30 protein-coding genes are annotated in these 26,063 nt (G+C 55.7%); 24 read left to right on the top strand and 6 right to left on the bottom strand.

Annotation, left to right across the window (positions count from 1 at the left end; all coding sequences use genetic code 11):
• The first annotated feature begins 214 nt into the window (after nucleotides 1-214).
• The 19 genes from AC4GMC_RS02700 to AC4GMC_RS02610 all read left to right on the top strand — a co-directional run bounded on the left by AC4GMC_RS02700 (nucleotide 215) and on the right by AC4GMC_RS02610 (nucleotide 16,385).
• Nucleotides 215-1,381, top strand: a complete 1,167-nt coding sequence (locus AC4GMC_RS02700) for a sigma 54-interacting transcriptional regulator (RefSeq protein WP_487875656.1) — start codon at nucleotides 215-217, stop codon at nucleotides 1,379-1,381.
• Nucleotides 1,382-1,390: 9 nt separating this feature from the next.
• Entirely contained in the window at nucleotides 1,391-1,729 is a 339-nt protein-coding gene (gene fliE / locus AC4GMC_RS02695; RefSeq protein ID WP_487875657.1) for a flagellar hook-basal body complex protein FliE, read from the top strand.
• 40 nt (nucleotides 1,730-1,769) lie between these two features.
• Nucleotides 1,770-3,536 (top strand): flagellar basal-body MS-ring/collar protein FliF, encoded by a 1,767-nt coding sequence (gene fliF / locus AC4GMC_RS02690; protein WP_487875658.1) that lies wholly within the window; start codon nucleotides 1,770-1,772, stop codon nucleotides 3,534-3,536.
• A 24-nt stretch (nucleotides 3,537-3,560) separates the two neighbouring features.
• Nucleotides 3,561-4,601 carry a flagellar motor switch protein FliG gene (gene fliG, locus AC4GMC_RS02685; RefSeq protein WP_038005432.1) on the top strand — a complete coding sequence of 347 codons (1,041 nt, stop codon included), beginning with the start codon at nucleotides 3,561-3,563 and terminating at the stop codon, nucleotides 4,599-4,601.
• The gene (locus tag AC4GMC_RS02680; RefSeq protein WP_487875659.1) at nucleotides 4,601-5,497 is read left to right on the top strand and encodes a FliH/SctL family protein; all 897 of its coding nucleotides are present in this window, start codon (nucleotides 4,601-4,603) and stop codon (nucleotides 5,495-5,497) included. The genes fliG and AC4GMC_RS02680 overlap by 1 nt, the downstream gene beginning before the upstream one ends.
• Before the next feature lie 4 nt (nucleotides 5,498-5,501).
• Nucleotides 5,502-6,824: a FliI/YscN family ATPase gene (locus AC4GMC_RS02675; protein ID WP_487875660.1), complete on the top strand. Its 1,323-nt coding sequence runs from the start codon at nucleotides 5,502-5,504 to the stop codon at nucleotides 6,822-6,824.
• Nucleotides 6,824-7,243 carry a hypothetical protein gene (locus AC4GMC_RS02670; protein ID WP_487875661.1) on the top strand — a complete coding sequence of 140 codons (420 nt, stop codon included), beginning with the start codon at nucleotides 6,824-6,826 and terminating at the stop codon, nucleotides 7,241-7,243. The genes AC4GMC_RS02675 and AC4GMC_RS02670 overlap by 1 nt, the downstream gene beginning before the upstream one ends.
• An 81-nt stretch (nucleotides 7,244-7,324) precedes the next feature.
• Nucleotides 7,325-9,046: a flagellar hook-length control protein FliK gene (locus AC4GMC_RS02665; protein ID WP_487875662.1), complete on the top strand. Its 1,722-nt coding sequence runs from the start codon at nucleotides 7,325-7,327 to the stop codon at nucleotides 9,044-9,046.
• A 22-nt stretch (nucleotides 9,047-9,068) separates the two neighbouring features.
• Nucleotides 9,069-9,662 (top strand): flagellar basal body-associated FliL family protein, encoded by a 594-nt coding sequence (locus AC4GMC_RS02660; RefSeq protein ID WP_487875663.1) that lies wholly within the window; start codon nucleotides 9,069-9,071, stop codon nucleotides 9,660-9,662.
• A gap of 16 nt (nucleotides 9,663-9,678) precedes the next feature.
• Entirely contained in the window at nucleotides 9,679-10,665 is a 987-nt protein-coding gene (gene fliM / locus AC4GMC_RS02655; RefSeq protein WP_487875664.1) for a flagellar motor switch protein FliM, read from the top strand.
• 9 nt (nucleotides 10,666-10,674) lie between these two features.
• Nucleotides 10,675-10,974, top strand: coding sequence for a flagellar motor switch protein FliN (fliN, locus tag AC4GMC_RS02650; RefSeq protein WP_487875665.1), 300 nt, complete (start codon nucleotides 10,675-10,677; stop codon nucleotides 10,972-10,974).
• Between the two features lie 58 nt (nucleotides 10,975-11,032).
• Entirely contained in the window at nucleotides 11,033-11,347 is a 315-nt protein-coding gene (locus AC4GMC_RS02645) for a hypothetical protein (protein ID WP_487875666.1), read from the top strand.
• Between the two features lie 67 nt (nucleotides 11,348-11,414).
• Entirely contained in the window at nucleotides 11,415-12,098 is a 684-nt protein-coding gene (gene fliP / locus AC4GMC_RS02640) for a flagellar type III secretion system pore protein FliP (protein ID WP_487880417.1), read from the top strand.
• 3 nt (nucleotides 12,099-12,101) lie between these two features.
• Entirely contained in the window at nucleotides 12,102-12,368 is a 267-nt protein-coding gene (fliQ, locus tag AC4GMC_RS02635) for a flagellar biosynthesis protein FliQ (protein WP_487878503.1), read from the top strand.
• A complete protein-coding gene (gene fliR / locus AC4GMC_RS02630) occupies nucleotides 12,365-13,186 on the top strand; it encodes a flagellar biosynthetic protein FliR (RefSeq protein ID WP_487878504.1) in 822 nt (273 codons plus the stop codon). Before fliQ ends, fliR begins: the two co-directional genes overlap by 4 nt.
• Entirely contained in the window at nucleotides 13,186-14,337 is a 1,152-nt protein-coding gene (locus AC4GMC_RS02625; RefSeq protein ID WP_487878505.1) for an EscU/YscU/HrcU family type III secretion system export apparatus switch protein, read from the top strand. Before fliR ends, AC4GMC_RS02625 begins: the two co-directional genes overlap by 1 nt.
• On the top strand, nucleotides 14,334-14,567 hold the full coding sequence (locus tag AC4GMC_RS02620) for a hypothetical protein (protein WP_487880415.1): 234 nt from the start codon (nucleotides 14,334-14,336) through the stop codon (nucleotides 14,565-14,567). The genes AC4GMC_RS02625 and AC4GMC_RS02620 overlap by 4 nt, the downstream gene beginning before the upstream one ends.
• 223 nt (nucleotides 14,568-14,790) lie before the next feature.
• Nucleotides 14,791-15,618 (top strand): hypothetical protein, encoded by an 828-nt coding sequence (locus AC4GMC_RS02615; protein WP_487879280.1) that lies wholly within the window; start codon nucleotides 14,791-14,793, stop codon nucleotides 15,616-15,618.
• A 107-nt stretch (nucleotides 15,619-15,725) separates the two neighbouring features.
• Complete coding sequence (locus tag AC4GMC_RS02610; RefSeq protein WP_487878450.1) at nucleotides 15,726-16,385, top strand: DUF2628 domain-containing protein; 660 nt, start codon at nucleotides 15,726-15,728, stop codon at nucleotides 16,383-16,385.
• A 99-nt stretch (nucleotides 16,386-16,484) separates the two neighbouring features.
• Here the strand turns inward: AC4GMC_RS02610 and AC4GMC_RS02605 are convergent, their stop codons facing one another.
• The 3 genes from AC4GMC_RS02605 to AC4GMC_RS02595 all read right to left on the bottom strand — a co-directional run bounded on the left by AC4GMC_RS02605 (nucleotide 16,485) and on the right by AC4GMC_RS02595 (nucleotide 18,148).
• Nucleotides 16,485-17,003 carry an invasion associated locus B family protein gene (locus AC4GMC_RS02605; RefSeq protein WP_487878449.1) on the bottom strand — a complete coding sequence of 173 codons (519 nt, stop codon included), beginning with the start codon at nucleotides 17,001-17,003 and terminating at the stop codon, nucleotides 16,485-16,487.
• A gap of 190 nt (nucleotides 17,004-17,193) precedes the next feature.
• On the bottom strand, nucleotides 17,194-17,853 hold the full coding sequence (locus AC4GMC_RS02600) for a hypothetical protein (protein WP_487878451.1): 660 nt from the start codon (nucleotides 17,851-17,853) through the stop codon (nucleotides 17,194-17,196).
• Between the two features lie 16 nt (nucleotides 17,854-17,869).
• Nucleotides 17,870-18,148 (bottom strand): hypothetical protein, encoded by a 279-nt coding sequence (locus AC4GMC_RS02595; protein WP_487878448.1) that lies wholly within the window; start codon nucleotides 18,146-18,148, stop codon nucleotides 17,870-17,872.
• A 138-nt stretch (nucleotides 18,149-18,286) separates the two neighbouring features.
• Between AC4GMC_RS02595 and AC4GMC_RS02590 the strand changes: the two genes are divergently transcribed.
• The 3 genes from AC4GMC_RS02590 to AC4GMC_RS02580 all read left to right on the top strand — a co-directional run bounded on the left by AC4GMC_RS02590 (nucleotide 18,287) and on the right by AC4GMC_RS02580 (nucleotide 20,614).
• A complete protein-coding gene (locus AC4GMC_RS02590; protein WP_487878447.1) occupies nucleotides 18,287-18,709 on the top strand; it encodes a hypothetical protein in 423 nt (140 codons plus the stop codon).
• Nucleotides 18,710-18,799: 90 nt separating this feature from the next.
• A complete protein-coding gene (rnhB, locus tag AC4GMC_RS02585) occupies nucleotides 18,800-19,414 on the top strand; it encodes a ribonuclease HII (RefSeq protein ID WP_487879279.1) in 615 nt (204 codons plus the stop codon).
• Between the two features lie 99 nt (nucleotides 19,415-19,513).
• Nucleotides 19,514-20,614, top strand: a complete 1,101-nt coding sequence (locus tag AC4GMC_RS02580; protein ID WP_487878639.1) for a DNA methyltransferase — start codon at nucleotides 19,514-19,516, stop codon at nucleotides 20,612-20,614.
• A gap of 97 nt (nucleotides 20,615-20,711) precedes the next feature.
• On the opposite strand, the gene AC4GMC_RS02575 is transcribed toward AC4GMC_RS02580, so the two are convergent.
• Together AC4GMC_RS02575 and AC4GMC_RS02570 are read right to left on the bottom strand one after the other, a co-directional pair.
• Entirely contained in the window at nucleotides 20,712-21,296 is a 585-nt protein-coding gene (locus AC4GMC_RS02575) for a transglycosylase SLT domain-containing protein (RefSeq protein ID WP_487878640.1), read from the bottom strand.
• Between the two features lie 83 nt (nucleotides 21,297-21,379).
• A complete protein-coding gene (locus AC4GMC_RS02570) occupies nucleotides 21,380-22,261 on the bottom strand; it encodes an AEC family transporter (RefSeq protein ID WP_487878641.1) in 882 nt (293 codons plus the stop codon).
• A gap of 85 nt (nucleotides 22,262-22,346) precedes the next feature.
• Here AC4GMC_RS02570 and hspQ point away from each other — a divergent pair, with 85 nt between their 5' ends.
• Nucleotides 22,347-22,673 (top strand): heat shock protein HspQ, encoded by a 327-nt coding sequence (gene hspQ, locus AC4GMC_RS02565; protein ID WP_487884289.1) that lies wholly within the window; start codon nucleotides 22,347-22,349, stop codon nucleotides 22,671-22,673.
• Between the two features lie 109 nt (nucleotides 22,674-22,782).
• On the top strand, nucleotides 22,783-24,924 hold the full coding sequence (locus AC4GMC_RS02560; RefSeq protein ID WP_487878384.1) for an ATP-binding protein: 2,142 nt from the start codon (nucleotides 22,783-22,785) through the stop codon (nucleotides 24,922-24,924).
• On the opposite strand, the gene AC4GMC_RS02555 is transcribed toward AC4GMC_RS02560, so the two are convergent.
• The gene (locus AC4GMC_RS02555; RefSeq protein WP_487878383.1) at nucleotides 24,921-25,910 is read right to left on the bottom strand and encodes an asparaginase; all 990 of its coding nucleotides are present in this window, start codon (nucleotides 25,908-25,910) and stop codon (nucleotides 24,921-24,923) included. The genes AC4GMC_RS02560 and AC4GMC_RS02555 overlap by 4 nt on opposite strands.
• Nucleotides 25,911-26,063 lie beyond the last annotated feature (153 nt).

Here is a 26,063-nt window from a genome sequence, read left to right as displayed (position 1 = left end):
TATTTGCTGTCAACAATATTGCTAGTCCTCATCAATATTGCAATCAAAGTAATAATATCAAAAGGATACTTAAATTCACGAAGGCGATAATTAGCAAATGAGATATAAGACTAATATCTTTAGGTATTCATATATTAAATTTTCAAGAAATTTTTCGATCTAGGGATTATTGGCATCAAACTTGCCTTTTGGACCTCAATAAGGAGGCCTGAGCATGCCACGCGCAATAATCGATTCAACGCAATTTGCCCTAGCTGGCAAAATTCTGCAATTACTGCAGGAGCATTCCGTTGAGGCAATCGAATATGCCAGTTTCAATTCATCACAAAAGCGTAGCGGTACTGATTTTTTGGTATTATCGCAGGCTCGTGCAGAAACGCTGGCGAAAGATGCCGGCCTAATTGAAGCCGCAAAAGCTGTTGGCGCACGCTCTGTTCTAGTCATCGACGAAAAAACCGCCGAGTATTCTGTCACAACTGAACTGGGTGGAAAAATCGCCATCGTCGCTTTGGGCGACCAAATAGACGATGAATATGCAGCCCTCTTTATCGTTGCTTTATTACACGGCACTGGACGAGCGATTGTGCGAAATTCTGGCGTCGTGCGTTTGTTCGATATGGCCGCGCGAGTGGCCCAAGCAGACGTGAGTGTGTTTATCAACGGCCCAACCGGCAGCGGCAAAGAAGTGATGGCCAAGTACATCCATGCCCGATCGACCCGAAGTGCCGGCGAATTTGTGGCGATCAACTGCGCCGCGATCCCCGAAAACATGCTAGAAGCCATGCTGTTTGGGCACACCAAGGGCGCGTTCACTGGCGCGGCTACGGCGAATGTTGGGCTGATCCGTGCGGCCGACGGGGGCACGCTTCTGCTTGATGAGATATCCGAGATGTCGATGACGCTACAGGCCAAGCTATTGCGCGCCATTCAAGAAATGGCCGTGACCCCCCTTGGCGGCAACCGTCAAATTGATGTCGATATCCGCGTTCTCGCCACGTCGAACCGTAACATGCAGCAAGAATGTAGTGCGGGACGCTTCCGCGAAGACTTGTTCTATAGGCTCAATGTTTTTCCCGTGGCCACAATGCCATTGTCCGAGCGGCCTGATGATATTTTGCCGATCGCACAGGAATTTTTGGTCCGCCACGTGCGCGATGTCACCGATGTTGCCTATCTGGCACCCTGCGCGATCCGTGCCCTTGAGGCTTATGACTGGCCCGGCAACATCCGCGAGTTGGAAAATGTCATACAACGGGCGTTGGTCCTGAAATCAGGTCCTTGCATCACAGCAGACGCCATTATGATCGACCAGTTTTCGACACAGTTTTCCTATCCACAGGCATCAATGGGGCAAGCAATCGCCGCGCCCCAAAAGACATAGGAGGTAAGCATGACAAGTGTTCCAGCAGTCGGAGCCACGACTTCGATCACCGCCACGGATGCCCTGAACCGCGCCAAAGAAATGACGCAGCGCGCGGCAGGCAACGGCATCGAAATGCGTCCAGACGGCCCGACCTTTGGCGAACGACTAAAGGATTCACTCGACAACGTCGCAGAAGCCCAAGGCGACGCCGCCAAATTGGTCCGCGATTTTGAGATGGGCACAGAAACAGACCTGACCAAAGTTATGGTGGCACAGCAGGTGTCATCCCTCGGATTTCAGCTCACGCTGAATGTCCGCAATAAAGCGCTAAGCGCATACAAAGACATAATGAACATGCCTGTTTAGGGCAGACCACGAGTAGAACAGTTTTGAGGACAACAGGCACATGAGCGACCGCTCTACCAACTCTCCAATTGCGCCAGCACGCGCGGGTTTTTCGACCCGCGTGACGCAGACGTTGGAAGAGCTGCGTATGGTCTATACCCAGCCTGCGGTGCAGCGCGCGTTCCCTGTGATTGCTGCGGCTTTGCTCGTTGTTTTGGGCCTGATCCTCTACATGTCGCTGCAAGTGCCGCAACGCACGACGCTTTTTGCCTCCCTCCCGGAGGCCGAAAAAGCCGCGGTGTTGGATGCGTTACGCAATTCGGGCACAGATGTGCAGATTGACCCCGCCACCGGCGATGTGACCGTGCCTGTCTCAGACTACTACAACTCTCGGATGACGCTCGCTGCACAGGGTTTGCCCCAGTCCATGCCGGATGGTTACAGCGCCCTTGCGGACATGCCGATGGGCACGTCCCGCTCCGTCGAGAGCATGCGCCTGAAGCAAAGCCAAGAAATTGAGCTGGCCCGGTCGATCAATGAAATTGACGTAATTTCGGCATCGCGCGTGCACCTTGCCATTCCTGAAAGGTCCGCATTTGCGCGCAATGCGCAAAACCCAACCGCGTCCGTCTTTGTGCAGGTCAAAGCGGGTCGAAGCCTTAGTTCGCAACAGGTGACGGCAATTGTGAACCTTGTGTCATCGTCCATTGCGAATTTGCCTAAAACCGCCGTTACGGTGGTCGACCAGAATGGCCGTCTTTTGTCGGACACCGTAGACGACCCCGCCACAACTTTGGCGGATCGGCAGCTCGAATACCAACTGCGCCTAGAGGACATCTACCGCACTCGGATCGAAAGCCTCCTGACGCCAATCGTTGGGCCGGGCAATGTGTCGGCGCAGGTCAGCCTTGAAATAGATTTTACGCGCCGCGAGATCACAGAGGATATGGTTGTTCCCGACCAATCCGCCCTACTGAGCGAGCAGATGGCCCTCGAAGAAGAAGTGTCTCAGAACAATCGCGGTATTCCTGGTGCTGTTTCCAACACCCCACCGCCGACGCCCGCCCTAGAGGAAGGCGCTGTTGATGCGGATGATGGTGGCGCCGGGCCAGAGTCGACCATGCGTTCGTCAAACAACCTGCGCAACTATGAAATCAGCCGCAAAGTATCGTCCGAAAGCAGCCCTATGGCGATGCTTGCGGGGGTTCATGTCGCCGTCCTTCTGCGTGAGCAAGATCCCCTTCCCATTACAGACGACGAAGAGGCCGTCGCCCCACCGTCAATTGGCGTGGACCCCACCCGGATCAGAGAAATCAAAGCATTGGTTGAGCGCTCGGTCGGTATCAATGGCGCACGCGGCGACACACTGATTGTGTCGAGCTTGCCTTTCATATCACCTGAAGCGGTCATCGCCTCTATGTCCGGTGATCTGGAACAAAAATGGCATGAAGACCCTTGGGTCCGGAACATGTTGCGCAATCTTTTGGGGGTTGCGGTGCTGGCGGTCGTCACACTTGGCATCGTCAAGCCGTTGCTCACCCAGTTCCTCACCGCGCCTGGCGATGCCTATAGCATGCGCAAAGTAAGCGCTGATGATGGCGACATTATCGATATGGACTCCATCGAAATGGAGGCAGGCCAAACGCTGGAAGAGATCAAAGCCAAGCTCAAGCCCAAGAAATCAACCATCTCTGCCGAGATGCTGGATACCGCCAACAGCTACGACGACAAGATCAGGCTCATTCGCATGATCGTGGGCGACGAAGCAGGGCGCGTGTCCAACGTGTTCAAGGCCATGATGGAAGAAGACATGGACCAAGCAGGATGATCCGCGAGCGGGAGGAATAGCCGCATGGACGGAGCAAATGCTGCAACCGAAGAAGCAGCCGAAATCACCGCACGTCTGACGGGAACGCAGAAATCTGCGATCCTAATGATGTTGCTGGGTGAAGAAGAAGCTGCCGAAATCCTAAAGCACCTCAGCCCGCGTGAGGTGCAGCACCTTGGAGCGGCCATGTATTCTGTGCGCGGCACCGATCAGGAAACGGTGAACGCCGTGCTTGACGAGTTTTTGGCAATTATCAAACAACAGACAAGCCTTGGTCTGGGCGCTGGTAACTACATTCGCAACGTCCTGAACCGCGCCTTGGGCGAGGATAAAGCACAATCCGTTCTGAGCCGGATCACCCCTGCCAGCAGCGAACGGCCCATCGAAATTCTTGACTGGATGGACGCGCGATCCATCGCTGAGCTTCTCCAAGACGAACACCCGCAGATTATCGCGCTGGTGTCGTCCTATTTGGATTACAGCCTTGCGTCCGATGTGCTGAACCTGTTGCCACACGATTTGCAGCCCCAAATCATTCACCGCATCGCGACACTTGAAACCGTCGACCCAGAGGCCCTGCGCGAACTGGAAGCCGTGATGCAGATGAAATTCAAGGCAAACACCAGCCTGCGTTCGTCAAAGGTTGGCGGCGTAAAGGCGGCGGCCAAGATCATGAACTTCACCAAGGCCAACATGGAAAAACGCATCCTTGGCGCGATCAAACGCGAAGACAAGGAACTGATGGGCGCGATCCAAGACAACATGTTCACCTTCGAAAACCTCGGCATGTCGGACGACCGTTCGCTACAAACCCTGCTCAGAGCGCTCGAGTCAGAAGACCTCATCATGGCGATGAAAGGCGCGCCTGAAGACCTGCAAGAGAAGCTGTTTGGCTGTATGTCCTCGCGGGCCGCCGCCAATATCAAAGACGAAATGGAAGTCCTTGGACCTGTCCGCTTGACCGAGGTGCAGACTGCTCAGAAGAAGATCATCGAAGTTGCGCGCAAAATGTCCGACGAAGGCACAATCGTGCTGGCGGGTCGCGGCGGCGATGAGATGGTCTAATGAGCCGCATCCGAGAGAAAAAAGCCCCCCCGGCGGCAAACATTGAGGCCCTCATGGCCTTGGGTCGGTCCGCTAACAAGGATCATTTCGCCAAGACCATTCGCAGCACAAGCGACACGACCTTTCGCGCCCTATCTTGGCGCGACGTTGCCGTGCCATTGGCCAATCAGCCGTCTGAATTGGTCGAAGGCACAGCCGAAAGCGAACCCACCGCAGACCCAGAGCACGCCGCCGAGGCCGAAACCGCCGACATACCGGCAGAGGATACACCACCGCCTGAACCGGTTGAGATCGAAGCCCAGCCAGAACCAGATGCAGAGGCCGAGACAGAGACTGCAGAAGACGCCCTGCCCTCGGATGAGCCGCACCAAGCCCCCGCACTTGATGAGGCAGAGTTGCAGCGCATCCGCGATGATGCCTACGCCGAAGGCCTATCAGCCGGCAAAGCCATGACCGAAAGCACGCGTGAGCAAGAGCTAAGCGTGCAGCTTCACCAGCTTGAACAAATCATCGCGCGGCTTAGCGCAGATGATCTGATCGAAACCGACGTTTTATCTGAGCGCATTCACGCTTCGGTGCTTGAACTCACCTCACAGCGTATTGGCTTTGCGCTAGAAGACATGCCCGATGTGATGATCACGCGGATTGAAGCCCTGATCGCCGACATGGCTCATCTGGCGGGCATTCGGGAACTGTTCGTCGCCCCCGACGACCTAGACCTTGTGCAACGCGGGTTTGACGCGCAACAAAATCCATCGCCCCTACAATTGCGCAGCGACCCGTCCCTGCACCGCGGCGACGCGCGCCTTCGGGTGGGTGGCGCCGAAATCAGCGACACACTGGATTGGACCGACACCGAGCCCCTCGAAGAACCACCCGTCAAGGCGGATGCCTAAAGGCATGAACTTAACTGACCAAATCATGCGCCCTGTGGGTCAAGCAGCGAGGAAAACAACGCTAAGCGGACGCGTTTCGCGCTATGACGGCTTGCTGCTAGAATGCGACGGTTTTCCTGTGTCCGTAGGTTCCGTCTGTTCGGTCCAAACGGCGCATGGCATCGATGTTCTGGGCGAGGTCATCGGGTACGACGAAGGCCGCAACAAGCTGATCCTATACGAATCCGGCGCCGCCGTGCAGGCAGGCGCGCGCGTGTCGCTGTTGGACCAAGGCATCTCAGTCGATGTAGGCGACGCCTACTTGGGCCGCGTCGTCGATGCATTGGGCCGCCCTCTCGATGACCAAGAGGTCCCAAAGGGCGCGGCTAGCGTTCCTTTGAATGGGCGCATGCTAAACCCGCTGGCCCGCGCCCTGATCCCCGGCGCGCTTGATGTCGGGGTTCGCGCGGTCAACGGGTTGCTGACGATTGGTTGCGGCCAGCGGATCGGGATCATCGCGGGGTCTGGCGTCGGTAAATCCGTACTTTTGGGCATGATGGCGCGCTATACGTCGGCTGATGTCGTGGTTATGGGCCTGATCGGAGAACGCGCCCGCGAGGTCGGCGAAATGGTTCGCAGCATCATGGACCCCGCAGCCCGCGAGCGGATCAGCATCGTGGCCGTACCCGCAGACCGCTCACCCCTTTTGCGCATCCGCGCCGCGCGCCGCGCAACCGCACTTGCAGAGCATTTTCGCGATCAAGGCAAAAACGTGCTGCTTATCATGGACTCATTGACCCGCGTGGCGCACGCACAGCGAGAGATCGGCCTAGCGTTGGGCGAGGCACCGACCTCCAAGGGGTATCCACCTTCGGTCGTCTCAATGATCCCGACCTTGATTGAGCGCGCGGGCATGGGTGTTGGCGAAAACGCAGGCTCCATCACCGGCATCTATACCGTCTTGGCCGATGGCGATGACGACAACGATCCGGTCGTGGATACCGCGCGCGCCATTCTAGATGGGCACATCGTGCTCAGTCGGTCCATCGCTCAAATGGGCATTTATCCCGCGATTGATATTCCCTCGTCCATCAGTCGCGTAATGAACGACATCGTAACGCCACAGCAACAGGCGGCGGCGCGCAAATTCAAACGCATGGTGTCCCTTTACAATGAAAACAGGGACTTGATGCTGATGGGGGGCTATATCTCGGGACAGGATAGCGATCTGGACGAAGCCGTGGCGTCATGGCCGAAAATGATGTCATTCATCAGTCAATCCGCCGGCCAAAGCGCAAGCCTCCCCGAAAGCCAACAAACGCTAAGCGCGATCGTTGGGCGTGTGTGATGAGCGACCGGAAGGTCAAACTGCTCAAGAACATGGCGCTGAAGGAGCAAGCGCGCATGCCCCAGTATGTGCAGCGTCAAAAGACCCTGATCAAGGAAATCGCCCATCTAGATGACCTGCTTGTCCGGATCAAAAAGTTACGCGAAGACGCCCGCAACACCGACGTGATGCAAGCACATCGATTGCAAACCAACCGATGGTACGAATTGCGCCTAATCGAAGAGATGCAGACGCTGGACAACAAGCTTGAGTTTCTGCGCACAGACCTAGAGCAAGTGACCGCGACGATTGCCCAGATCGGGCACAAAGTGCAGCGAGTGGCTGAAAAAGCCCAAGTCGCCCAGCGCACCGCAAAACAAGACCGGGACGCCAAGCAAGAGCACGCAAATGCGGTGCCTTTCAGGATCAAACGGACCTGACGCGATTTTGCCACTCGGAACGCGCGTATTGGCACCCTGCTTGCATTATTTTTCCGATCAAATGGATAAGCGACACCTCCGATGAACGGACCAACACAGATTTTGGACTTAGGGCACGGCTTTTTGCAGCCTATGTCTGCCCCACAGGGCAGTCCCCGCGTCATGCCTACGTCTGTGCCCGGTGCTATGGGTACCGCTACGGCGCAAAGTACGGGTGAGGTCTTTTCAGATGCGCTCGCTTTGGCGCAAGGCACAGAGCTTCCTACGTTAGATCAGCAAGCGGTGCTGACCGATGTGATACCCGACGCACCCGGCAATATTTTGGCGGCCACACAGAGTCCGACCGACGACATCGCCGCCATCACCATATTACTGGATGCCGTGCCCCAAACCCAAACTTTGTCCCAACTAGTGCTGCCCGAAGGGACACTGGGCAAAGGGATCGATAGATCAAAACAAGATGTGTTGGCCAATGCCCCCAAAGTCGAAATGATGTTGGCCTCAGCCCATCAAACGTTGGGCGCATCATTGCCGGTCACACAAGTCACAGTCACACTGGACTCCGTTGATGTGTCCAATGATCTGGCCAAAGCTGCACCAATGGGCGTCGCCGAGATCGACACCATTTTGGCCACCGCTCTACAATTGATGCCGCAGCCATCGGAACAGAGCATTGCCGCAGCAGCAGTCACAGAACTGACTACAGCCAAGCCCATCCCGCCATATTTTGAAATGACCCCCTACCCGGCCTCTAAGGTTATACCCATTGCCCAGGACGGGAAGCCAAACGTTGAGTTAAGCCTTCCGACGCCGCTGGAATTCAAAGGCCTACCGCAACACAACTCATCTAGCCTCAGCAACCTCGGCCCTAATGCAGACGCTGTCTCAGTTGAGCTGAAGCCAGTTGGCCTACCGGATGTGTTGCAAGCGCCAAAGCCACAAAGCACATTCGACACTGCAACCCGACCAATTGTTCAAGTGGCCGCGGCCCCATCCGAAATCGCTCAACAAACCGCGATCACAGCCAGTACAGCGGCCCCTGAGCCAACGACTATCGTCCCCGCGATGACGACAATTCCACTACAGACAACCGCGCGCAAAGCGGACCCCACACGCCTACCCACAGGCACGGTACCGACGGAGGGAATAATCATTGATGACGCTACCGGATCGCCCCCCAAAACAACCAGCGACCAAAGCGTGATCCCGCGGACAACGGCACGGTTACCCGGAGCTATGCACCACAACACCGCAACTCCGTTGCCCCCTGAAACCCGTCCGAGCAGTGAGGCATCTGTGATGACCTCAGCCCCAGCTACGACGGGTGCGACGGGCACCCCCACATCCAACGCAGCACCGGCCCAGGCGCCGATGCAACAAAGCGCAATGGCAGGTGCGATGCTGGACGTGCGTCACCAAGGCTGGACCAAAACGCTCGTGAACCGCGCTGCACAATCCGTACAGGCCGGCGGCACGCTGACCCTTAGCATCCTGCCGCAGCACTTGGGGCAAATCACGCTCAAGCTCAGCGAAGGGCGCAAGGGCATGGAACTGCGCATCACGGCTGAGGTCGCATCTACCGCCTCGATGCTGCGCGGCGTCGAAACACAGATTTCCGGCGCATTCGACGAGGCAGGTCTGAAACTTGCCTCGTTCTCCGCCAACACCGGTGGGCAGGGCCAAGGCGGCGACACCCCAAATGAGCGTCGCGACACCAACGGCCTAGCCACCTCCACAAATACCGTTGAGGAAGCACCGCAGATCACTGCGGACACCTCATCCCTTATCAGCATCATCGCATAAGAATTCGAACGAGGACCCCGACATGAGCGAAGAAGAAGACGAGCCAAAGAAAAAATCCGGCCTAGTCAAAATCTTGATCATGGTATTTGCCGCATTGGCTGTGCTGGGCATTGGCCTTGGCGCTGGGTATTTTATGTTCGGGACACAGCCGCACTCCCCTGAGGAGCTGGCCTCCGAGATCATCGAACGCAACGGTGCCGCAGCCCCCGAAGCGGAGCCCGAAGAAGAGGGCGAAGGAGAAGAAGGCGAGGGAGAGCGGCGTTCCAAGGTGGTCAAGGAAAGCTCCAAGGAAGAGGTCTTTCAGACGCTATACTATGAAATTCCAGGTAACCTGACGACCAACCTGCGGGACTCCCGGCGGTTCTTGCAGTTGGGGATCGGTGTATCCACGCAGTACGACGAAGAAATCCTCCGAAACGTCGAAATGCACCTGCCAGCGATCAAGGCCGCCATCCTCGAAACACTTAGCGACTATGGCGAAGAGGACGTTGTTGGCCGTGAAGCACGCAGGCAATTGTCTGACGACATACGGGATTCGATCAATGTTGAACTGGAACGGCTTGAAGGTTTCGGTGGCATCGAGGGCGTTCACCTGACGTCTTATGTGATGCAATAGCCCCGAGAAAGCCGGCATGTCGTCCTCCAAAAAACTCTCGCAAGACGAAGTCGATGCGCTGATCAGCAGCCTCGATCAAAACGGCAGCGCGTCGGGTGTTGGCACTGTGTCCGAAAAGGATGTGCGAGACTTTGCCTTTGGCGAAGACGACCTGTCGCTGCTTGGCGACTACTACGCCCTACGCGTGATAAATGAACGCTTTGCCCGCCTTGCCCGGGTCGTGTTCCAACCAATGCTCCGGGTTCAGCCCCGTATCTCGGCACAGATGCCGACAGTCAAAACCTTTGACGAATATTGTGAAGGTGCCGCATCACTGATGAGCCTGAGCACCTCTCGCATCGATGAACTGCGCGGCACCAAGATGATGGTGATCCAACCAGAATTCATCTCGGCGTTGACCAATGCCTACTACGGCGGTGATTTGGGTCTTAAGTACGTTCCGCGCAATGAATTCACGGCCACTGAAACCCGCGTCATTGAGATCATCACCGAAGGCCTGAACAAGATACTTCTGATGGCGTGGCAGGATTTGATGCCCCTCACCTTTTCGGAGCACGCCCGCGAGGAAAACCTGCAATTTGCATCATTCGTTGAGGGCACTGAAACGATCATCGTTTGCTCGTTTGTGGTGCAGCTGCCCAAAAGCGAGCCATCCTCGATCGATATCCTGTATCCGCTACAAACCCTCAAACCGATTGCTGCCCAGCTACGATCACGGATGCAATCCGAAGTAATCGACGACGACCTGACATGGCGCGAGCGGCTTGAGCATGCCGTCATGCAGGTCCCTTTGCCCCTGAATGTGCAACTCGGCAAACCCAAGTTTTCGCTCCGCAGCATGTTGGCCATGGAAATCGGGGATGTCTTTCCGATCAAGCTGACGGAAGGGCTGAGCGTGATTGTCAAAGGTCAGAAAATGTTTGTCGCCGATATTGGCGAGGTTGGCGGCACCAGCGCCATCACAATCACCCGCAAGCTGGATAAATCCAGCGCAGAAAAGTGAGTTCTCAATATGTCAGATGATGATCAGCAAACCCTCCCACGCGCCAGCGAAGCCGACAAACTGCGCGCCCTTGAAAACATCGAAGTTGAGATGTCGATTGAGGTTGGCCGTACGGAAATCACTATCGCGGACCTTCTGCGCCTAAACGAGGGTTCGGTGGTTGAGCTGGATCGTCTTGCGGGTGAACCGCTGGATATCTTGGTTAACGGAACAATGATTGCCAAGGGCGAAGTCGTCATGGTCGGTGAGCGGTTCGGCATCCGGTTCTCCGATATTGTTGACCCCGAAAAACGGGTCGAGCGGATCTAAAAGCCACAACATGCGCCTCGCGCGAACCCCAGCCTGACCCAACACCGGAGCCCAGCACATGGCCACCGCCACCCCCGACCTAAGCAGCATTTTTATCGTGCTCGCGTTCTTGGGTGCGCTGATTGCTGTGCGTCAAATTATTGTTGCAAAGGCGGGTACGATCAAAGCCAAGCTCGGCACTAACGAGCGTGAGATCGTCCTGCTAGACGCCTACAAATTGGAACGTTCCCTACAGGTGTCGTTGCTGAACATTGGCGGCGCGCGCGTCGCAGTTCTGCACGGCGCGCGCGGTCAAGCTGCGATGATCAAACTAGAGGATGGCGCGTCGGTCGACCCGAACACTCTTAGGGGCGAGCATACCGATGCTCCCTAGGTCGTTCGCATCACTGGGCTTAACCGCCCTATTAATCACGCTGGCCGGGCCCGCCCTGTCACAGGGTATGATTGACGGAATGCCCGCGCTGAACGTGCGCACAGGCGACGACGGTGAGACGACCTATTCGCTCTCGCTTCAGATCTTGGCACTGATGACAGTGCTCACGATCTTGCCGTCTTTCCTTTTGGGTATCACAGCGTTCACCCGGATCATCATTGTCCTATCGATCTTGCGCCAAGCCATGGGCACGCAACAAACTCCGCCCAATCAGGTCCTGATCTCAATCGCGCTGTTCCTGACGTTCTACATCATGGCACCAACGTTTGAGCAGATGTATACGCAGGCAATCTCTCCCTACTTGAATGGGCAACTTGGACCGGTGCCCGCCATCGAACTTAGCGCGTCGATCCTACGCGATTTCCTAATCCTCAACACACGAGAAGCAGAACTAGCGATGTTCGCCGAAATGGCCGGAGACGCGCCCTATGCCAGCAACGACGAAGTGCCCTACACGGTCCTGTTCCCCGCGTTCATCACGTCTGAACTGAAGACCGCGTTCCAAATCGGTTTCCTGCTGTTTTTGCCCTTCCTAGTCATCGACTTGGTCATCGCATCGATCCTGATGTCATTGGGCATGATGATGCTCAGCCCGATGTTGGTATCGCTTCCATTCAAGCTGCTGCTGTTCGTTCTGGTCGATGGCTGGGCGATGACGATCGGCTCTCTCGCATCGACGTATGTGAATTGACCTATGGAATTTGACGTAAATATCGAAAGCCTCCGCGGCGCATTCTGGCAGATCATCATGGCCTCCGGCCCAATTTTGGCCGTCGCGCTTGCGGTTGGCTTGGTCATTGGCATTTTGCAGGCGGCGACCTCGATCAACGAAATGACCCTCAGCTTTGTGCCAAAACTGGTCATCGTGTTGGCCGCAATGGCGGGTCTGTCGACATTTATGATGCAGCAGATGGTGGATTACTTCGCAACCATCTTTGAGCAGATCCGCCTTCTCCAATGATCGCGGAGGTTCCCAGTCTTGATACGTTGATGGGGATCGGCGGGATCGAGTTGCAGCAGGTGTTTGACCTAGGTCTGGTGTTTTTTCTTCATACCATACGGCTTAGCGCGTTCTTTTTATCAGCGCCGTTTTTTGGTGCGGCAGCCATCCCAGTGCAGGCGCGCATTATCGTGGCCGTCCTGATTTCATCGGCCCTCTTTGGTATGATCGAAGTCCCAGATCCGCGCAGCCTGCCGTTTCTCGCTCTGGTCGAGGTGATCTTTATCGAAGTCGCGATTGGGCTATCGCTCGGGCTCATCCTATCGGTTCTGTTTTCCTCTGTCGCACTTGCTGGCGAAAAGATTGCGGCCTCTGCGGGCTTGGGCTTTGCTGCGCAGGTCGACCCCAATTCAGGCGGCCAAACCCCAGTTGTGAGCCAAATCCTAAACCTGTTCGCAATCGCAGTTTTTCTGTCGATGGACGGACACCTACACTGCATCGCAATCATGCGCATGACGTACGAAGTCCTCCCCCTGGGGCAGTTGCGTGACATGTCATTCCTGATCTCAGCTGGTCTCGATTCAGGTGGCCATATGTTCGCAATTGCATCCCTTTTGTCATTGCCCGTGGTTTCAATCCTGCTGCTGGCCAACGTGACCGTCGGCGTGGTCACCCGATCCGCGCCCCAGCTAAATCTCTTTTCCTTCGGCTTTCCGCTCACGATCCTGACGTGTTTTTTCGCGCTCTACTTGGCAACGACACCAATGGGATACGCGATCCGAGACATGGTTGAATTCGTCCTGCAATTCGTGCGCGACACAGTGGCGGAGGCGACCTAATGGCAGAGGGCGCAAGCGAAGGCCAAGAAAAGACAGAGGACCCAACCCAGAAACGGTTGGAAAAAGCCAAGGAAGACGGCCAAGTCGCGAGCTCAAAAGAACTGTTCGTCTTTTCAACGCTGCTGGTGGGGCTGTTGCTCTACATCGGGCTGATGCCATTCATGCCTTCCTTGCTGCGGGAATGGTCCAGCCTCTTCTCCTTCGCGGGACAAAAGGGCGTCATGGATGAGGTTTATCGCAACCTCGGTGCCAGCTTTCAGTTCTTGTTCTGGAAGTCAGTGATTTTTGCGATGCCACTCCTGATCATCGTCATGATGACCCAAATGGGCATGTCTGGCGCGATCAACTGGTCCAACTCAGCGCTGGCGTTCAAACCCAACCGCATCAACCCGCTGAGCGGGATCAAACGGATGTTCTCCGTGAAGGCCTTGGTCGAAATGCTCAAGGCCATCGGCAAAGTCACGTCACTGATAGGGAGTGCCCTGCTGGTCTTTATGGCCACGATTGATGCGCTGTTTACTACGCCCAACACCCATCTCATGGGGGGGCTTTCGCGTATGGGCGACGTTTTTTTGCTATTGGTAATTGTCTTCTTATTGGTGCTGGCTGCGATCTCGGTTTTTGATGTGATCTGGTCTCATTACCAACATAACGAACAGCTGCGCATGACCCTCCAAGAGGTCAAGGACGAGAGCAAGCAAACCGAAGGCTCGCCCGAGGTGAAGGCCAAAATCCGTAGGATGCAGATGACAGCCGTGTCCCGCGCCAAGGAACGCAAAGCCGCGATGGAGGCTGTGCCAACGGCAACCGCGATTATCACCAACCCGACACACTTTGCCGTCGCTCTCAAATACGAGGTTGGCACCGAAGGCGCGCCGATGATTTTGGCGATGGGACGCGGCAACCAGGCACAAGAAATTATCAAGATCGGCAAGGACGCAGGCGTAACGGTCTTTCGCAACGAATTGCTTGCGCGGGCTCTCTATTTTGCCGGTCAAATTGGTGATGAAATTCCGGGCCCGCTTTACACAGCCGTCGCTGCCGTGCTGGCGTTTATCTATCGGCTAAACAACGACGAACAGGTTGATCCCCCTGATGTGGATCTACCGGAAGACATGCGTTTTGACGAAAACGGAAAGGTCATTTCATGAAGAACCCCCAACACCGCCCCCGTGCACACCGCAGCCGAGGCGAAATGATAAGCACCTTCTGTTTCGTTCTAGTCGGCCTATTTTTTGCCGGTGAGGCGCGCGTTTTGTGGCATGAGGGCACCCAGTTGAAAGGCGGCGCAATGGGCCTGTGCGCCGTGCTGTGCGTGGCAGCGGGCCTACGGTTTCACATCCACAATTTATGGCTGAAACTGGCGGGTTATCGCAAATGAAGCCCAAGTCGCCCATCAAACCAAACAACCAAGGTGTTTGCGGTACCTGCAAGTATCTGGGCGTCACCTATCAGCCCCACCAACCTTGGAGCTGCGCCCGTTTTGGCTTCAAATCACGGGAGCTTCCGGCACGTGTGGTCCTGCGGGAAACTGGCACAGAATGTGCATACAAAACGCCAAGGGCGCGGCGCAGCCCCAAACCTTGAGGACAGGACCGACGACAATGGCCACGACACCGCTGAAAAAGGCCCAGACAGCCGATTTGGATCAAAGCATCCAGATAGCTTTGGATGCAGCCGACGCCTCTATGGATGTCACCGCTGAATTTGAGCGTATCTCAGCACAGTTCGCCGAGACCGCAACAAAAGCCGAACGGTTGGAGAAAATCTCACGGATCAGTCTGATTGCCGCCGGAAGCATTGCGGTTTTAGCTGTGGTGATCATGGGTATGGTTTGGCAACGCTCATCCTCGGGGTTGCAACGCCTCGCCGCGACGAACACACAGTTGCTGACCATCCTGACCGAAAACGTTACCGCATTCGAAGAACGAATGGCACCGCTGGCCGTGATGGATAAAAAGGTCGCCGGTTTGTCCGAAACACTGACTGGCATCCAAGCCAGCCTTGAAACTATCTCGGCGGATGCGTCGCAGATGACCGACTTACGCGCCAGTGTCGCGCAGATCATCTTGGATTTACCTGCACTAGAGACCCAAGAAGCCGCCCAAGTTCGAGCCGAAACTATCAACAATACAACAGCCGATCGCATCGCGACCTTGAACGGCGAACTCGCCATGAGCGTTTCCGTCGCCACCCAAGATGCGCTGGCTGTGCAATTGGATGCATACAAAGCGCTCGCCGCAGACATTTCCGAGGCCGTAGGCGCGATTGATACCGATGGTGGTTCTGCATCCGCAGCCGAATTGCAGGAAAAACTAGACGCTCGCATCAATGAAATGAACATGCGCCTGAACCGCGTTGTTGAGGCAAATTCATCCGCCACCAGACGCCGCGAAGCAGCCCCCCAAGCTGATGTGATCAAATATCCCTGATGGACGGATCCTCGGATTTTGCACCCAAAAAGGCTGCTTCCCTATCCCCTCCGCCACCGGGTCCGATACGTCTGACCAAGACCAGATCGCAGGGCGCAAGCCAAAACATGTTGCTGGAACAGGGCGACTTGATCGTCGCTGTGAATGGCATCCTATGGACGCGTCTTGCGTCGGTTCAAAAAGCCATTTCCAAACTGATTGAGGCTGACACAGGCCCCGTTTTGTTAACAGTTTGGCGAAACGGACAGGTGTTCAACGTCTTTACCGACGCGCCCCTCGATAGCAAGTGGGAGGTTCTAGAAGAGCCGGAAGTCAGCCAATTAGAGGGCATAAAACCGACGAAACTGCCCAAAGACAATAAACGGCTGACCCGATTTGCGATCTATTCAGGCAGTGGCTCTGAAGCAAATGTGGTGGAACTGCGTCGCTCATTCTGGGCGATGCTGGTCCCGCCATTCTGGCTGGTGTTCCAACGTCAGTGGGAGGCTTTGGTCGGCCTATTGTGCGTTTTGCTGACCGCTACTGTAATCCACCCATGGTTCGGCACAGGTTTGTACTTGGCCATATGTGTTTATGTTGGCAGTCGACAGATATCTTTGCTTCAGTTCGCGATGACGCGTGAGGGCAAACGCAAGATCATGATTTTGGCAGCGGCGTCCGATCTGGAGGCGCAGGACGTGGCTTTGAAATTTGACAACCAGCTTCAATTCAAGTTCGCTCCGCTTGCGGCAGATGGATCGGATGAGGTCGATATCGGATTGATTTAGCCGACTCGTCTCAACGATAGTTTACATTTGATATCTTAAGATATCAATCAAATGCTGAGCAAAGCTGAAAAAAGCTACGACAGGCCTGCGGACCCTACGCTACTGCGCGCTACGCAATGCCTCGATACCTTCACCAAAACGGTTCAAATTCACGCGCAACACAATCGGCTCCGCGTCAGAATCCATTCGGTATCCAAACAGCATCGCCCCCGATGATCCCATTTGGGACACCGTCGCCTCATCCAACAGGATCGCAGCCTCGCAAATAGGCCCAAGGCAGCGCTGCCAAACCATTTCCTGTTGTGGGGTCGCGTCATTGTCATCCAAACGAAACACTGCGCCGCCCGGCAGGTACACCCCAATAGGAACCTGCGCCAAAAGAATCGCGCCACCATTCTGCGCCGGAAATGCAGCAAACCTTCCAGCCAGTTCGTTTGTATCAAGCACCGATTGCTGTTGTACCAACTGACAAAATGTCTGCGAAACACTGACCGCGTCGCACGAAACGCGCCAATCACCGAACGGCGTGTTGTTTGCAACGTCTTGGGCGGATGCATTCGCAATGCTCGCGGCGGTCATCGCGATTGCGGCAAAAGCTGTTTTAAAATGGTCTTTCATAAAGTCACCTCAAGCAAAACTCTGACACCGGCACGGCACCAAGACCGCCATGCCAACGCCCAAAAGGGGCGAACGACAGGCGCGGCAACACACCGATATCATTCACAATTGCACATAAACCGGTCCAAGCGAAAACCAAATGGCGCTAAATTTTGCGACAAACACGCCCACGCACCTCGGAACGCAACCTTCAGATCATTTTGATTACGTCGCGGTCTATCGACAAAACGTAGCCCCGCCGCGCAATATTACGCACCAGCATCTCACTCACCATTTGGTTCCCCAACGTATCGCGGAGCCGTTTGATCCGGGTGGCGCCAGCGGCCTCGTCGCAATCCTCAGCGGGTCGGCCGGAAATCATCCCCTCAATCTGCGCACCGGTCAGGATATCGTCATCCAACCGCGCCTCTGCCAACACCGAAAGCGTTTCTAGCGCGGCATCTGTCAGCTTGAATTCCATATTGTTGAGCAGAACCACCCGGTCCATCCGGCTCACGATCAGGGAAGAAACCTGCAAACCTTGACGCTCAATCTCACCCATGCGGCGGTTCAATCCGACCAAAGATACCAGAAACACCAACGCAGCGATCAGCAATGAGGCCGCGAACACCAAAAGCACGTAGATCACCATGCGGTAGCTGCTTAGGACATCGGAAAAAGCAGTGCCGGACTGCGCAAGTATTTCTAACAATCGCAATTCTGCGGCACCTGTCAGGTCATCATTCTCAATAAATATCTGCTCGACCCGAGCGTTAAACGCGTTTGCGTCAGGCAGTGTCAGGAACAACACAACAGCCACTGCCCCAAGGATCACAACAACTGCCGCGATGCCCAGCGCAACGATGCGCATACCTGAGCGGCGGACCTCAGAAGCGGAGGAAATAGACGCCAGCACTCTCTTTCCTTTCTGCGAGCCCTTCGGGACCAAAAACGGAAACGACGTTCAGCAACTGCCATCCATCTTTTGCAATCCGTTGGGCAATCTCGGCACGGGCCGCCTGAACGGTACAGGCGCCTGTGACCTCTACCACACCGTAGTGCAGCCGTAGGGGATTGTCGCGCTTGGCCTTATAATCGGCAAAACACGACGCACTTGCGGAAGAGGCCATTGTTAAAATGGCACAGGTCAAAAGGATCTGTTTCATAACATCATCGTGGGCAAGTAGGCGCGGATATTCAATATCCTTGGGCCTGTTATCCGATATCAGCCCCCCGATATTGAGCGACGGACACCCCTACGGCGAAGGTCAGACAGACGCGATGACCCAGAAAGGAAGTGTCCCATGCTCAAACCTCTTATGGCCAGCGCCCTCGTGCTGTCACTGATCCTAACCTCTGTTTCCGCAACGCCCGCTCGGGCGGGTGGCGAAGACATCGCAAAGGTTCTCGGCGGGCTGGTCGTGTTATACGCCATCGGACGCGCGATTGATGACAGCAACGCAGCCCCTCGCGTGCAGCGACAAACAACCGTGACACCGCGTAGGCAATTGGGTCACCGCAACAAGGTGATCCCCGATCGATGCTTTCGTGAGATTGTATCCCGCGGGGAAATCCGTCGCGGGTATGGCGCACGCTGCATGCAAAACACCGTGCGCCGCGCCGGTGCCCTGCCTCCTCAGTGCATCCGCCAAGTAGACACCCGCCGTGGGACAAGAAACCTGTATAGCGAGCGGTGCTTGCGGCGGAACGGCTGGGTGCACGGGTAAAATCGCACGCCCATGCGCAAAGCCGACGGCCCCCGGGGAACTCAACCTCGGGGGCTTTTTTATTTGGGCGGTCTGTGTCACTCCGAAAAGATGAAAACAGTCCCTACATTGGAATTCGAAGAGGCGCTCGCTGCGCGTGGGCACCTATATATCGTGGGTGTGGATGAGGTTGGGCGTGGCCCATGGGCGGGCCCCGTTGTCGCCTGTGCCGTGCGACTTCACGGCCCCGCCCCCGCCGGGTTGAACGACAGTAAAAAACTTACGGCCAAACGGCGCGAAGCGTTGGTGCCGTTGATCGAACAGGTTGCGGACATCGGCTACGGCGAAGCCAGCGTGGAAGAGATCGATGAGATCAACATCCGCCAAGCCACCCACCTTGCCATGCGCCGCGCGATCAACGCCCTGCCCCAAGTGCCCGACTATCTCTTGATCGACGGACACGACCTGCCGCGCGGCCTACCATGCCCAGCGCAAACCATTATCCAAGGCGATGGAAAGTGCCTGTCGATTGCGGCCGCGTCAGTCTTGGCCAAAACAAGGCGAGATTGGGGCATGGTGGCATTGGCGCAACAGTACCCCGGCTACGAATGGGAAAAAAACGCCGGATATGGCACTGCTGCGCACCGAGCCGGGCTGCAAAGTCTAGGGGTAACCCCACACCATAGACGTTCCTTCAAACCCATACACAACATGTTGGGATCCTAAAGTGATCCAATTTGTGCCACATTTTAGCCTTTGACGGCGATTCCCGCCGGGCGCATTCTAGTCGCAATAAGCGTGCAAAACGCGACTCACGAGGCGGACATGGCAGATACATCAAAAACGGGAGCGGCGACGCTTCCGATCAATACTATTTTGGACGGCGATTGCATCGAACGGATGAATGCGCTTCCTGCGGAAAGCGTTGACCTGATCTTCGCGGACCCCCCCTATAACCTACAACTCAAGGGCGATCTTCATCGCCCCGACAACAGTCACGTTGATGCGGTCAACGATCACTGGGACCAGTTTGACAGCTTTAAGGCCTATGACGATTTTACCAAGGCTTGGCTCAAGGCAGCACATCGCTTGCTCAAACCAAATGGTGCGATCTGGGTGATTGGTAGCTATCACAACATCTTTCGCGTTGGTGCGACCCTTCAGGACGAGGGCTTCTGGCTGCTGAATGACGTGGTTTGGCGCAAGACCAACCCGATGCCAAACTTTCGCGGCAAGCGGCTTACAAATGCTCATGAAACACTCATCTGGGCGTCGAAATCCGAAAAGTCGAAGTACACCTTCAACTATGAGGCGCTGAAAGCCTTGAACGAAGGCGTGCAAATGCGCTCGGACTGGGTGCTACCGATTTGTACGGGCCACGAACGACTAAAAGACGAAAAGGGTGACAAAGCTCATCCAACCCAAAAACCCGAAAGCCTGCTGCACCGTGTAATGGTCGCCACCACCAACCCGGGCGATGTAGTACTGGACCCGTTCTTTGGCACTGGCACGACGGGTGCCGTCGCCAAGATGTTGGGTCGTGACTATATCGGGATTGAGCGTGAAGAAGCCTACCGCAAGGTGGCGGAAGCACGGCTTGCACGTGTACGCAAGTTTGACAGCGACGCGATCCAAGTATCGAAATCGAAACGAGCCGAGCCACGCATCCCCTTTGGGCAACTGGTGGAGCGCGGCATGCTGCGCCCAGGCGAGAGCCTGACGTCATTGAATGGTCGCTATACCGCCAAAGTACGGTCCGACGGCACACTCGTGCGCAAAGATGTGACTGGATCGATCCATCAGGTTGGAGCTGCCCTAGAGGGCGCACCGAGTTGCAATGGTTGGACCTACTGGCACTTTAAGCGCGACGGCAAAACCGTACCGATTGACCAGTTGCGCCAGCAGCTACGCAAAGAGCTGTTCTAAGACCTTCACAAGTTTACCGCCAGCGCGCACCGCAGGAATGTCGGTGCGTGCAACTTCACCCCGCCGGTCGCCCAAGACCTGGCGGGGCTTTTTGCCATCAGCGCCGCACGCGGCAGCTGGCCAATTGTTGTTGGTATACATAGGCCCGTGCCGCGACTTCATTTGAGACCCGCATCAGCCACCCCTTGCGGCGGTAACTGCCGCGCGAATAGCCTGTGTGACCTTCGTGATACGCGAGGTACTGGTTACGCGCATCGGTCAGGGCAATACCATTCCGCTGTACGGTTTTATTCATGTACCATCCCATGAAATCTGACGCGTCGCGAATGTTAGTGCGCCGTGCGCCGATGCGGCCCGCTTCGCGACGATAATCTGCCCATGTGCCGTCCAACGCCTGCGAATAGCCCAGCGCAGAGCTTTGCCGCCCCATAGGGATCACGCCCAACTTATAGCGCCGCGGTGGCCGCGCACGGGAAACGAACTTACTTTCTTGATAGATCGTCGCCATTTGGACCGCGACAGGCACGCCCCATTTCCGCTCCGTCGCACGAAAGGCCCGTAAATAGCCCGGTCGTTGCTCCAGTATGGAACACGCATTGTCGAGATTGCGTGGTGCCTGATTAGAGCCGCCACCACAGGCAGCCAAGCCCAAGCAAAGGGCCAGTGCGTAATACCATTTCATATCTATAACCTGCTCGGTTTTGTTTAAGAAAAAGTATAGCGCAAAACGGGTATTTTGAAAATGGCCCCGACCCTCAACAATCTCTATACAAAAAACGCAAGTACCACGGGAATGCTGACCACGGATAATAGGGTCGAAATCACAACCAACCCGGCCACCGCGTCGGCATCTGCCTCGTATTTCTCAGCCAGTAGGTATGAAGTGACAGCGACCGGCGTGGCCACCTGCAACACCAGTACAGCCAAAGCCACATGCGGCAGGTCCAACCACAGCCCCGCACCCAATGCGCAGCCCACGCAAATCACGACCTTTACAAGCGATAACCACAGCGCGCGCCCGATGCCCCCCGGCGTCAATCGCGCAACCGCGACCCCCAGAGTGATCAGCATCAACGGGATCGCCATCTGCCCGATCAATTCAAGCGTGTTGGTCACGAACACAGGCGTTTTCCAGCCTTGCCACAGGAACAGCGCGCCCAACAGCGTGGCCGATACCATCGGCTCCTGCACGGCCTTGAGCAATGACCCGCCACCGGACACCAACCAAATCCCAAAGGTAAACGCCATAACAGCCATGACCGCGAAAATTACGACCGCATAGCCCAACCCCTCCTGCCCAAATGCAAACAACGCCAACGGCAGACCCAGATTACCCGTATTGCCAAAGATCAACGGCGCCAAATACGTCGGCCGGTCCAACCCGAAGCCCGCAACCAACGCCCAGGTCACCACGGTCACGGCCCCGTAGGCCAAGATCGCCGCAATGGTCACAAGGCTCAGCGCGGCAGGCTCTACCTCGGTCTTCATCAGCGCCGTGAAAATCAAACACGGCACCGCCAGCGTCATCGCCAGCCGCGTTACAAATTGCACCCGGTATTCGAACCCTGCACGCACCCAAATGTAGCCAACCAATGCCAACAAAAAGACAGGTGCAGTAATCTCAAGGACGGTTAAAACCAATTCCACAGTTTGTTTCCCTTATTTTTAGGCAACCCCGATGGACAATCGGTCCGCGCAAGGGATAGTAAATCGAGCAAGGAGTCGATGCGCTATGCTCAAAAGCCAAGCGAAATACAATCTCGGTCAAGTTGTCCGCCACCGCAAACATCCGTTTCGCGGTGTTGTTTTTGATATCGACGCCGTTTTTGCGAACACCGAAGAGTGGTATGATGCCATTCCGGAACACTCCCGTCCGCGCAAAGATCAGCCGTTTTACCACCTGCTGGCGGAAAATGACGAAAGCTATTACGTAGCCTACGTATCAGAGCAAAATCTAGTGGAAGATCAAACAGGTGAGCCTGTTTCGCACCCTGATATCGACGATCTTTTCGGTGCGTTTGATGGCGGAAAATACCCTCTACATTTTGACATGAACTAGGCGTCAAGGGACCCCAGCGTACGCTGCCTTACAGTTGGAAAATGTGGTCATAGGTTAAGACGGGATTCACGTTTTTTAGGTAGATACTCGGGCCTTAGTAGAGGGCCCGATGTCAATTCAATCGCACGATGACTTCATTCAACAAGAACGCCGCCGCCGCTTGGCGGCGGAGCGATTGCTTGCGCAAAAGTCGAACGAACTGCTCGAAGCCAACCGGCAGTTGGCAACACATGCGGATAAATTGTCGTATACAGTGATTGAACAACGCCAAGAAAACGCGACCCTTGCAGGCGAAAATCAAAAAGTAATCGCGCACCTAGACCTTGCCACAAAGCAAGCCGGAAAAGCAGAACAACGGCTGTGGGATAGCCTTGAGGCAATTGGCGATGGGTTTGCCGTATATGATCGCAATTGGTGCCTCGTCGCCGCAAATCGTCACTATATGCGCTTGTTTGAAGGCATTGATGATGTCGGCCTCGGCGCGCCCTACGACCTTGTTTTGCAGGTTCTAATGGACGAGGGCCTTGTTGATATCGGCGATGCGAACCCGGACGATTGGGTCGATGAGATGCTTGCTCGCTGGGAAAGTCGCCCCGTTCAGACCACAGTGATCAAGCTGTATAACGGGCGCAGCATCCAGCTTCAGGACAAAGTGTCCACGGACGGTGGCATGGTGTCTATGTGCACCGACATCACCGAAAGCCTAGAACGCGAGGCCGCGATGCGAGAGGCTCGTGACGCTGCCGAGGCCGCCAACCGGGCCAAGTCCGCCTTTCTCGCCAAGATGTCCCACGAAATTCGCACCCCGATGAACGGGGTTGTTGGCATGGCAGAGCTATTGTTGGAATCCGAGCTAACCAGTGAAGATCAAATATACGCTAAAACTATCCGCAGTTCAGGTGAATCTCTGCTGGTTATTATTAATGATATCCTCGACTTCTCAAAGCTCGAGGCCAACAAGATGGAGTTTCGGCCCGAGCCAATGGACCTAGAGGTCTTGTTGCTCGAGCTGCTGCGCCTGTCAGAAGCCAGCCTTGATGGGAAGCCCGTAAAGCTTGCGCTGCACTATCCCATCATGGGGCAAACCGGATTCATTACTGATCACGGCAAGCTACGGCAGGTTTTGACAAACTTGATAGGCAACGCGATCAAATTCACGCCTGCGGGTCATGTAACGGTGGATGTTGACCCCGGCATACCCGATGCCACCGGCCGGTCGATGGTCAAAATCACTGTCCGTGACAGTGGAATTGGCATTCCAGATGAGATGCAGGCCCATATCTTTGGCGAATTTAATCAGGTCGAAGATGAAATGAACCGCAAGTTTGAGGGCACCGGACTTGGGCTGTCCATCACTAAGGGCATAGTTGAGCGGCTAGAGGGTACACTGACTGTTGCCAGCGACTTAGGAAAAGGGTCACACTTTACAGTAACTCTTCCGCTTGAAGTTGACCCTCGCAGCACCCCGCCAACAGCCATCACCCCGGTACCCCGCACCTTGGCACTCTGCGGATATCACACACCTACCGCTAAATTTTTGACCGATGAGCTGGCGTCGCTAGACGTGACAATCAAGAATGTCATGCCAAACGAAATCGCTGATCTGGACGCGGATATGTTGTTCACATGTACCTGCCTGCCAGAGGCAGATCAGGTTAAAATCAGCGAAATCGCACACAAGGATTTACCCATCGCCTGCGTCGGCACACACGCCCACACGCCCGAGCTATTGGCCACACGTTGCAAGGCCCATCTGCCATGGCCTACGGCGAACAGCGATCTAAAAGATGTGATATCAACGATCCAACCGCGCAAACCTGCGCATAGCAATAAGTCGCCATCAGAAACCCTGCGCATGCTGGCCGCAGAAGACAATATGATCAATCAATTCGTGTTTCAAAAGATGCTCAAATCCGTCGAGATGAACCTGAAAATGGTCGAAAACGGTCGCGATGCCGTTGAGGCGTTTCTTGACCTAAAACCGCACATTATTTTCACCGACATCTCCATGCCGGAAATGGACGGGATGGAGGCCGCGCGCGAAATTCGCAAACTAGAAGCGGAACACGGGCTTCCACAGACGCCAATTATCGCAATGACCGCACACGCGATGGAGGACGACGAAGACCGCATCAAAGCGGTGGGCATCAATCACTATCTGACGAAGCCATTCAAAAAATCCGCCCTGATGGACGCGCTACACCGTTTCGCGCCCTCAGAAATTATCATCACCAAACCGGATGAACGCTAGGACCTAAGGGCTGCGACAGTCCGCAGTCCGCCTGTTTCGACCCCACGCCAATTACGGATAGGGCCTTCCATATAGCGACGGGCCACGGGATGATCTGCCTGCAACACCCCCAACCGCACCAAAAGCGCCGTGATCACTGCCTCGGACGCGCGGGTGCCACCATCCAGAATCTTTACGGCGATACCGCGTTGTAGTTCCGGCACGATCGCCACATATACAGCCTCCGCGCCAGTTTTCACCGCAACCTTGTGATCCATTGCACGCATCAGTTCGGTACATGCACGGCCCTCGCCCGCGACATACTCGGGGTGAGCGGCCATAGCCCGGGTCAGCGCATGCATAGCCCGCTCCCGCCCATCACCATCAGAACGCGCTGCCGCAAAACGACCCATTGCCGCCGCAAGACCCGTCATTGTCGTGGCAAAATTTGGCGCAGAACAGCCATCAATTCCATAACCCGGAGAGGTCATTCCGGTGACATGCTCATGTGCATCACGCACGGCGCGTTGCACAGGATGATCGGGCTCCACATACTCGGGGCCTGCCCCAAGATGCTGCGACAACATCAGAAATCCGCAGTGTTTGCCCGAGCAATTGTTGTGCACTTGGCACGGTGTCTCGCCTGCACGGATCATATCATCAGCCACTTTGCGTGACATCGGCACCTGCGTGCCGCACCGCAGATCATCATCCCCAAGGCCTAAATCCTTCAACCAAAGGCGCGCCATGTCCCGATGCAAAGGGGCTCCGTTGTGTGAAGCACACGCGAAAGCCCACTGCTGCGTGGTCAGATTGGCCCCAGCGCCGCTTTCGAACAGAGGTAACGCTTGGATCATCTTGCTAGAAGAGCGCGGCAAAATCACGGCCTCTGGGTCACCCCACGCCTCAACCACATCACCTGCGCCATCACATATGACGGCGTGCCCCCAATGCTCGCCTTCCTCAAAAGGACCACGATGCACCTCAACTAGCTTCTGAGCCTTCATTTTTCTGCCTCTTTTGCGCGAATTTATGCCAACGAACTTGGCTCCGGGGCTTTTCCGCAGCCTGCTTTGTAGGTATCCTTTCGGTGCAGAATTGAAAACACGCGTCCGCCTACCCCCAAGACTTACCCCGACAAGGGAAGCAACAAGCCGGAT

The organism is Thalassobacter sp., from assembly GCF_982993085.1.
This window is presented reverse-complemented; position numbering and strand designations above follow the sequence as displayed.

What these genes read in the sequence shown, in the direction of transcription:
- AC4GMC_RS02595 (WP_487878448.1), bottom strand. Translation starts at nt 18,148, where the DNA reads ATGAAACAGATCCTTTTGACCTGTGCCATTTTAACAATGGCCTCTTCC.
- AC4GMC_RS02660 (WP_487875663.1), top strand. Translation starts at nt 9,069, where the DNA reads ATGAGCGAAGAAGAAGACGAGCCAAAGAAAAAATCCGGCCTAGTCAAA.
- fliP (WP_487880417.1), top strand. Translation starts at nt 11,415, where the DNA reads ATGATTGACGGAATGCCCGCGCTGAACGTGCGCACAGGCGACGACGGT.
- AC4GMC_RS02675 (WP_487875660.1), top strand. Translation starts at nt 5,502, where the DNA reads ATGAACTTAACTGACCAAATCATGCGCCCTGTGGGTCAAGCAGCGAGG.
- AC4GMC_RS02620 (WP_487880415.1), top strand. Translation starts at nt 14,334, where the DNA reads ATGAAGAACCCCCAACACCGCCCCCGTGCACACCGCAGCCGAGGCGAA.
- fliF (WP_487875658.1), top strand. Translation starts at nt 1,770, where the DNA reads ATGAGCGACCGCTCTACCAACTCTCCAATTGCGCCAGCACGCGCGGGT.
- AC4GMC_RS02645 (WP_487875666.1), top strand. Translation starts at nt 11,033, where the DNA reads ATGGCCACCGCCACCCCCGACCTAAGCAGCATTTTTATCGTGCTCGCG.
- AC4GMC_RS02670 (WP_487875661.1), top strand. Translation starts at nt 6,824, where the DNA reads ATGAGCGACCGGAAGGTCAAACTGCTCAAGAACATGGCGCTGAAGGAG.
- AC4GMC_RS02610 (WP_487878450.1), top strand. Translation starts at nt 15,726, where the DNA reads ATGTTGCTGGAACAGGGCGACTTGATCGTCGCTGTGAATGGCATCCTA.
- AC4GMC_RS02575 (WP_487878640.1), bottom strand. Translation starts at nt 21,296, where the DNA reads ATGAAATGGTATTACGCACTGGCCCTTTGCTTGGGCTTGGCTGCCTGT.
- AC4GMC_RS02560 (WP_487878384.1), top strand. Translation starts at nt 22,783, where the DNA reads ATGTCAATTCAATCGCACGATGACTTCATTCAACAAGAACGCCGCCGC.
- AC4GMC_RS02605 (WP_487878449.1), bottom strand. Translation starts at nt 17,003, where the DNA reads ATGAAAGACCATTTTAAAACAGCTTTTGCCGCAATCGCGATGACCGCC.
- fliG (WP_038005432.1), top strand. Translation starts at nt 3,561, where the DNA reads ATGGACGGAGCAAATGCTGCAACCGAAGAAGCAGCCGAAATCACCGCA.
- fliE (WP_487875657.1), top strand. Translation starts at nt 1,391, where the DNA reads ATGACAAGTGTTCCAGCAGTCGGAGCCACGACTTCGATCACCGCCACG.
- AC4GMC_RS02555 (WP_487878383.1), bottom strand. Translation starts at nt 25,910, where the DNA reads ATGAAGGCTCAGAAGCTAGTTGAGGTGCATCGTGGTCCTTTTGAGGAA.
- AC4GMC_RS02700 (WP_487875656.1), top strand. Translation starts at nt 215, where the DNA reads ATGCCACGCGCAATAATCGATTCAACGCAATTTGCCCTAGCTGGCAAA.
- AC4GMC_RS02680 (WP_487875659.1), top strand. Translation starts at nt 4,601, where the DNA reads ATGAGCCGCATCCGAGAGAAAAAAGCCCCCCCGGCGGCAAACATTGAG.
- AC4GMC_RS02590 (WP_487878447.1), top strand. Translation starts at nt 18,287, where the DNA reads ATGCTCAAACCTCTTATGGCCAGCGCCCTCGTGCTGTCACTGATCCTA.
- fliM (WP_487875664.1), top strand. Translation starts at nt 9,679, where the DNA reads ATGTCGTCCTCCAAAAAACTCTCGCAAGACGAAGTCGATGCGCTGATC.
- AC4GMC_RS02625 (WP_487878505.1), top strand. Translation starts at nt 13,186, where the DNA reads ATGGCAGAGGGCGCAAGCGAAGGCCAAGAAAAGACAGAGGACCCAACC.
- hspQ (WP_487884289.1), top strand. Translation starts at nt 22,347, where the DNA reads ATGCTCAAAAGCCAAGCGAAATACAATCTCGGTCAAGTTGTCCGCCAC.
- AC4GMC_RS02615 (WP_487879280.1), top strand. Translation starts at nt 14,791, where the DNA reads ATGGCCACGACACCGCTGAAAAAGGCCCAGACAGCCGATTTGGATCAA.
- fliQ (WP_487878503.1), top strand. Translation starts at nt 12,102, where the DNA reads ATGGAATTTGACGTAAATATCGAAAGCCTCCGCGGCGCATTCTGGCAG.
- AC4GMC_RS02600 (WP_487878451.1), bottom strand. Translation starts at nt 17,853, where the DNA reads ATGCGCATCGTTGCGCTGGGCATCGCGGCAGTTGTTGTGATCCTTGGG.
- AC4GMC_RS02665 (WP_487875662.1), top strand. Translation starts at nt 7,325, where the DNA reads ATGAACGGACCAACACAGATTTTGGACTTAGGGCACGGCTTTTTGCAG.
- fliN (WP_487875665.1), top strand. Translation starts at nt 10,675, where the DNA reads ATGTCAGATGATGATCAGCAAACCCTCCCACGCGCCAGCGAAGCCGAC.
- AC4GMC_RS02580 (WP_487878639.1), top strand. Translation starts at nt 19,514, where the DNA reads ATGGCAGATACATCAAAAACGGGAGCGGCGACGCTTCCGATCAATACT.
- rnhB (WP_487879279.1), top strand. Translation starts at nt 18,800, where the DNA reads ATGAAAACAGTCCCTACATTGGAATTCGAAGAGGCGCTCGCTGCGCGT.
- fliR (WP_487878504.1), top strand. Translation starts at nt 12,365, where the DNA reads ATGATCGCGGAGGTTCCCAGTCTTGATACGTTGATGGGGATCGGCGGG.